Genomic DNA, 5153 nt, shown 5'->3' on the forward strand with positions numbered 1-5153 from the left:
ACAGGTGGCGGAAGAAGTGCGGGCCTATTTTGGCGAGAAAGTGTATAACACCGCGATCATGCGCAACGTGCGCCTGAGCGAATCGCCCAGTTACGGCAAGCCGATCATCCTGTATGATGCTTCCTCGGTGGGTTCCCAGAACTACATGGCACTGGTAAGCGAGGTGCTGGCGCGCAATGGCTAAACAGCGCCTGGGCCGAGGACTGCAAGCCCTGATCCCCACCCCTGAGGTGGAGATTTCCCCCGAGACCGGTCAGCCCCAACTGCGGTTGGATCTCATCGATTCCAATCCGCTCCAGCCCCGCAAGGAGTTTGGTGATGAGGAGATGGCCGACCTCATCAGTTCCATTCAGGCCAAGGGTATCATACAGCCCGTTACGGTGCGGGAGTCAGGTGATGGCCGCTACCAGCTGGTGGCGGGTGAGCGGCGTCTGCGGGCAGCCAGGTCCCTGGGCATGGATAGCATCCCAGTGTATATCCTGAGCGTGGACACCGATGTAGACATGATGGAGTATTCCCTGGTAGAGAATCTTCAGCGGGAGGATCTGAACCCGATGGAACAGGCGGAGGCCTTTGCTCTGCTGAACAGCAAGTATGACCTCACCCAGCAAGAGATTGCCGACCAGGTAGGCATGAGCCGTCCGGCAGTAGCCAATACCCTGCGCCTGCTGCGTTTACCGTCGGAGATCAAGGAGAGCCTGAAGAAGAACGAGATCACCATGGGCCATGCCCGGGCCCTCCTGAGCCTGCCCCAACCGGCCCTCATACAGCGGCTGTGGAAAAAGATTGTCAACCAGGGACTAAGTGTTCGTCAGACGGAAGCGGCGGTGCAGGATATCCTCGATGCCAGGGAGCAGAAAGCTGCCGGAGGCCCCGGCAAACCAAAGAAAATCCCACCACCGCGGCCGACCTTTGTCAACCGGGTGGAAATAGAACTTCTCAGCCATCTGAATACCAAAGTCCGCCTCAAGCCCAAGAGCAACGACACGGGCACCATCGAGATATCCTATTATTCCCAAGACGACCTGGAGCGAATCCTGGAACTCATTCTCGGTAGACTTGAACCGCACTAGAATAAGGGGTCGGAACAGGGGTGCATTTTCCGTTGACTAACTTTTTATATGCAGGCTAAACTAATGGGCTTTTTGAAAAACATCTGGCACAGAAAATTACAGTTTCTCGTTATGTCTGAAGATGGTGGCTGGACCAGGAGTTACTGGGTGAGAGCAGGCCATATGGGTGTTGCCCTCCTGGCAGTCGCCCTGGTAGGGATCGCACTGGTAGGGGGCTGGATAGTTACCCTGCTGCAGGTGGCCGATTACACTGATCTTCAGGCCGAGAACCGGCGGCTGGAAAGTTATCGGGATAAAGTCCGCCATGTGATCCTCGATAATAGCCAGTACGGTCTCATCGGCGTGGATCTCCTGCGCGAATTAGAACTGTCCATTGATCTGGAGGATGACCACGGGGAACCGTTGAGCATATTGGAAGGTCGACGAGGGGGGATTTTCATTGATCAGATTTACATTAATTTTCTGGAAAATATCCCTACCTTTCCGCCGGTCAACGGTTATGTGACCCGCGGGTTGCAGCTGCACGAGCTGGACCTCCAGGTTAATCATGAGGGCATCGATATTGCAGCGCCCGCTGGGGGAATAGTGGCCGCTGCCGCCTCCGGTCTGGTGGTGTTTTCCCGCTGGACTGAGGATCTCGGCTACATGATTATTCTCAGCCATGGCGACGGATACTTTACCGTCTATGGCCATAACCAGACCAATCTGGTATCCGCCCGGCAGTGGGTGGAACGGGGTGAGCCTATCGCTCTGGTCGGTGACACGGGCATCAGTCAGGGTCCGCATCTGCATTTTGAGATCTGGAAGGATGCCAGATCGATAGATCCCCGGCTCTTTATTGACCTTTATAGAACACAGGACGTCTCAGTAGAAACCCATGGTTAAAGAAGAAAACTCACAGACTAACACTATCGTTGGGCCGAATACCGTGATTCAGGGAAACCTGGATATCAAGGGTTCGGTACTGATCTATGGTACCGTTTTAGGGGATGTGCACTCCAACGGGCAGGTGCGCACAGCGAAGGATTCCCTGATCAAAGGGGCCGTGGTGGCTCAGGAGGCTGTGATTGACGGCGAGCTGGACGGGAGCCTCACTACCAAGGGCCGGTCCACCTTGGGCAGTTCGGCTAAAATGGTGGGCGAGCTCCGGGCTCAGCTGCTGGTGATCGAAGAAGGTGCCCAGTATACGGGCAAGTGTCAGATGGAGGGTGCCAAGGTCAGTGCACCCAAGACCACCGATGGTTCCCCTGCCAAGGAGGGTTCCGATCAGAAGACCAAGGCGGCCAATGCGGAGGCCGCCGGCTAAGGCCGGAACACCGCTGCCCTTCTGGATGACCCCTGCCAGCCCCTGCTGTGCTGTGTGCTGCGCGGCCGGACCTGCCTGAGATGTCGCCAATTTCGGGTTCTTCGAGGGGAGCTATCTCGGCCGCTTATACCCTGACGGGAGCGGTCTTAATCCTCGGAGCAGTGGGCTACTTTCTGGATCGAAAGTTTGACACCGAACCCTACCTTCTGCTCGGAGGGCTTCTTCTGGGTGTGGCCGTAGGGCTGTATGATCTCTGGAAGGCCATGTTTCAAACTAAAGGAGGTAAATGAGGCCGGTCATTACGGGGACGATCCTGGGAGTGCTCTTTGCACTCGCTTCTGGCCTGGTATGGCTTCTGGCAGGGAGGCCGAACGCTGTGGCGGTGTTTGCCGGGGGCATTCTTCCAATCGCCATTTCCGCTGGCAGCCTGTTTGTCTTCTTCGTGCTCAAGACCCAGCCCGACCAGCAGCGGAGATATCAGCGCTTTGTCGTGACCAATTTCCTGGTCAAGGTGGTACTCATTGGCCTGTGGACCGCTGCGATCCTGCTGGCCACTGCGTTGCCGCCAGGACCGTTCGTCGGCTCGCTCCTGGTCAACTTTTTCATCTGGCACCTGTTCGAGGCCTACCGTTATCAAGCTGCCCTGGGGGCAGTGGCAGTCCGGCTGGGGAGGGGCGGGTCATCGTAAGAATTGACAACAACACCGATGGAAGCGATAGAACATAGCGAAAATATCGGTGCCATTATCCTCCACCACGTCTCAAACAGCGAGCCGTTGGTGCCCCTGCACCTGTTTGGCCTGGATATCTCGATCAGCAAGCATGTGATCATGCTCTGGCTTGCCGGGGCGCTGGTGGCCACGGCCTTTCTGCTGGGCACCCGGCGCTATCGTCGGGAGGAGCAGCCGATACCCTCCGGATTCAGCAACTTCCTGGAGCTGGTAGTGGACTTCGTCCACAACCAGATCGTGGTGCCCAATGTGGGTCGCCAGTATGCTTCGTTCTGGTCGCCGGTGATCCTGGCTTTCTTCACGCTGATCCTGACGGCCAATTTCCTGGGGCTGATACCCTTCTTTGACCTGATCCCCGGGGGCGGCACCGCCACGAGCAACATCATTGTTACCGGCTCCCTGGCGTTCATCACCTTCATGGCGGTGATAGTGGCCGGCAGTCTGGCGCACGGAGTAATCGGGTACTGGCGGAACCTGGCACCCAGAGGTGTGCCCTGGCCGGTCCTGTTTATCCTGGTGCCCATTGAACTGCTGGGCATGATTGTCCGGCCCTTTGCCCTCACCATGCGACTGGCTGCTAATATGACCGCCGGGCATATCGCCATGCTGGCTATTCTGGCGCCCATCTTTCTCATGGCCAATGCCTGGATCGGCATCGGATCAGTGGTACTTAATGTGGGGATCAATTTTCTCGAAATTATCGTTGCCCTGGTGCAGGCGTATGTGTTCACCCTCCTTTCGTCGGTGTTCGTCGGTGCGGCCATTAACCCGGAGCATTAGCCAGCGAAGTTTCCATTGGGTAAGAAATCCCATGAGTCAAATAACAAGCTAAAGGAAGATGATCGAATGAAATCCCTGTTCAGAAAGCGACTGTTTTTCTTTATGGTGGTCTTTGTCGGTTTCATGGTTACCTCGGCCGCCGGGGCTGAGGAGGCGGCGGGTGTATCCAATGCCATCGCTTACCTGGGCGCGGCCATCGGTGCCGCCATGGTGGTCATCGGCGCGGCGCTGGGTATTGGCCGGTTTGCCACCGCCGCCGCCGAAAGCACTGCTCGCCAGCCCGAAGCCGCCGCTGACATCCGCACCGCCATCAACCTGCCCCTGTTCCTCCTGGAAGGGGTGGCCATTATTGCCGAGGTGGTCTGCCTGCTCATCGCCCTGAAGTGAGGGGGGACTAACACAGGTATTTCCCGGCAAACAGCTAGATAGGAGCGCACATGGAGCAGCTGGTTCGATTTGACACGGGCCTTATCTTCTGGACGTGGATCACATTTTTTATGGTACTGGCCATTTTGGCCTGGAAGGCGTGGCGGCCCATGATCAGAGCCCTGGATCGGCGCGAGGCGGGCATTCGCAGCGCCCTGGAAGCTGCGGACAAAGCCCGCTGGGAGTCAGAAGAGCTCACTGCCAGAGTAGAAGAACAGATCCGGCGGGGTCGCCTGGAAGCCCAGGAAATACTATCTCAAGCCCGGAGCGCAGCCGAAAAAGTGCGGGTAGAGCTCGAGGAAGCCGCCAAGAAGAAGGCCGATGAGCTCGTTGCCAGGGCCCAGGAGCAGATCAAGGCCGAACGCGAGCGGGCCCTGCGGGAAGTCCGGACCACCGTGGTGGACCTGTCCCTCTACCTGGCTGGCAAAGTCATGGAGCGCAACCTGACCACGGAGGATAATAAGAAATTGGTGGAGGCGAGCCTCCGCCGGATCGGGAAAGCCTGATGGCGGCCAACCCAAAGGCGCGCCAATTTGCCAGGGCCACCCTCAGAGTGGCTATCAGCCTGGGGATGGTGGAAGGCTTTCTGGACCGGTTGGTGCTGCTGGCCCGGACCTTCAGGGAAAACAAGGCCTTCCGCCATTTGATTATCACCCACCGGATCCCCGAAGAGCAGAAACTGGTGATCATGCGCCGGGCCTTCGCGGGCATCCTCACCGAGCTGGAATTCGAGGTCTTGCGCTGCTTACTGGAACGGGGCCTGGCCCTGCAACTGCCCGCAGTGGTCAAGTCCCTGATCCATCTGGCCCAGGTGCAAGGTGCCCGGATGGACCTGACC

The 5153-nt window shown here is 57.8% G+C and carries 10 protein-coding genes; all 10 read left to right on the forward strand.

Going from position 1 to position 5153, the window contains the following annotated elements; all coding sequences use genetic code 11:
• Positions 1–184 (forward strand): ParA family protein (locus ACETWG_11580; GenBank protein MFB0517226.1); only part of this gene is annotated, 184 nt, incomplete at its 5' end.
• On the forward strand, positions 177–1073 hold the full coding sequence (locus ACETWG_11585) for a ParB/RepB/Spo0J family partition protein (protein MFB0517227.1): 897 nt from the start codon (positions 177–179) through the stop codon (positions 1071–1073). The genes ACETWG_11580 and ACETWG_11585, both read left to right, overlap by 8 nt.
• Positions 1074–1220: 147 nt before the next feature.
• Positions 1221–1958, forward strand: coding sequence for a M23 family metallopeptidase (locus ACETWG_11590; GenBank protein MFB0517228.1), 738 nt, complete (start codon positions 1221–1223; stop codon positions 1956–1958).
• Complete coding sequence (locus ACETWG_11595) at positions 1951–2379, forward strand: polymer-forming cytoskeletal protein (protein MFB0517229.1); 429 nt, start codon at positions 1951–1953, stop codon at positions 2377–2379. The genes ACETWG_11590 and ACETWG_11595 overlap by 8 nt, the downstream gene beginning before the upstream one ends.
• A gap of 80 nt (positions 2380–2459) precedes the next feature.
• On the forward strand, positions 2460–2669 hold the full coding sequence (locus ACETWG_11600) for an AtpZ/AtpI family protein (protein MFB0517230.1): 210 nt from the start codon (positions 2460–2462) through the stop codon (positions 2667–2669).
• A complete protein-coding gene (locus ACETWG_11605) occupies positions 2666–3067 on the forward strand; it encodes a hypothetical protein (protein ID MFB0517231.1) in 402 nt (133 codons plus the stop codon). The genes ACETWG_11600 and ACETWG_11605 overlap by 4 nt, the downstream gene beginning before the upstream one ends.
• A gap of 18 nt (positions 3068–3085) precedes the next feature.
• Positions 3086–3889: a F0F1 ATP synthase subunit A gene (gene atpB / locus ACETWG_11610; GenBank protein MFB0517232.1), complete on the forward strand. Its 804-nt coding sequence runs from the start codon at positions 3086–3088 to the stop codon at positions 3887–3889.
• Between the two features lie 123 nt (positions 3890–4012).
• Entirely contained in the window at positions 4013–4276 is a 264-nt protein-coding gene (locus ACETWG_11615) for an ATP synthase F0 subunit C (GenBank protein MFB0517233.1), read from the forward strand.
• A 50-nt stretch (positions 4277–4326) separates the two neighbouring features.
• A complete protein-coding gene (gene atpF, locus ACETWG_11620; GenBank protein MFB0517234.1) occupies positions 4327–4821 on the forward strand; it encodes a F0F1 ATP synthase subunit B in 495 nt (164 codons plus the stop codon).
• On the forward strand, positions 4821–5153 hold a 333-nt coding region (locus tag ACETWG_11625; GenBank protein ID MFB0517235.1), incomplete at its 3' end, for a F0F1 ATP synthase subunit delta. The genes atpF and ACETWG_11625, both read left to right, overlap by 1 nt.

The organism is Candidatus Neomarinimicrobiota bacterium, assembly GCA_041862535.1.
GTDB lineage: Bacteria > Fidelibacterota > Marinisomatia > SCGC-AAA003-L08 > TS1B11.

Excerpts from the sequence above, each read along its gene's own strand:
- ACETWG_11585 (MFB0517227.1), top strand. The coding sequence starts at position 177 with ATGGCTAAACAGCGCCTGGGCCGAGGACTGCAAGCCCTGATCCCCACC.
- ACETWG_11595 (MFB0517229.1), top strand. The coding sequence starts at position 1,951 with ATGGTTAAAGAAGAAAACTCACAGACTAACACTATCGTTGGGCCGAAT.
- ACETWG_11600 (MFB0517230.1), top strand. The coding sequence starts at position 2,460 with ATGTCGCCAATTTCGGGTTCTTCGAGGGGAGCTATCTCGGCCGCTTAT.
- ACETWG_11605 (MFB0517231.1), top strand. The coding sequence starts at position 2,666 with ATGAGGCCGGTCATTACGGGGACGATCCTGGGAGTGCTCTTTGCACTC.
- atpB (MFB0517232.1), top strand. The coding sequence starts at position 3,086 with ATGGAAGCGATAGAACATAGCGAAAATATCGGTGCCATTATCCTCCAC.
- ACETWG_11615 (MFB0517233.1), top strand. The coding sequence starts at position 4,013 with ATGGTTACCTCGGCCGCCGGGGCTGAGGAGGCGGCGGGTGTATCCAAT.
- atpF (MFB0517234.1), top strand. The coding sequence starts at position 4,327 with ATGGAGCAGCTGGTTCGATTTGACACGGGCCTTATCTTCTGGACGTGG.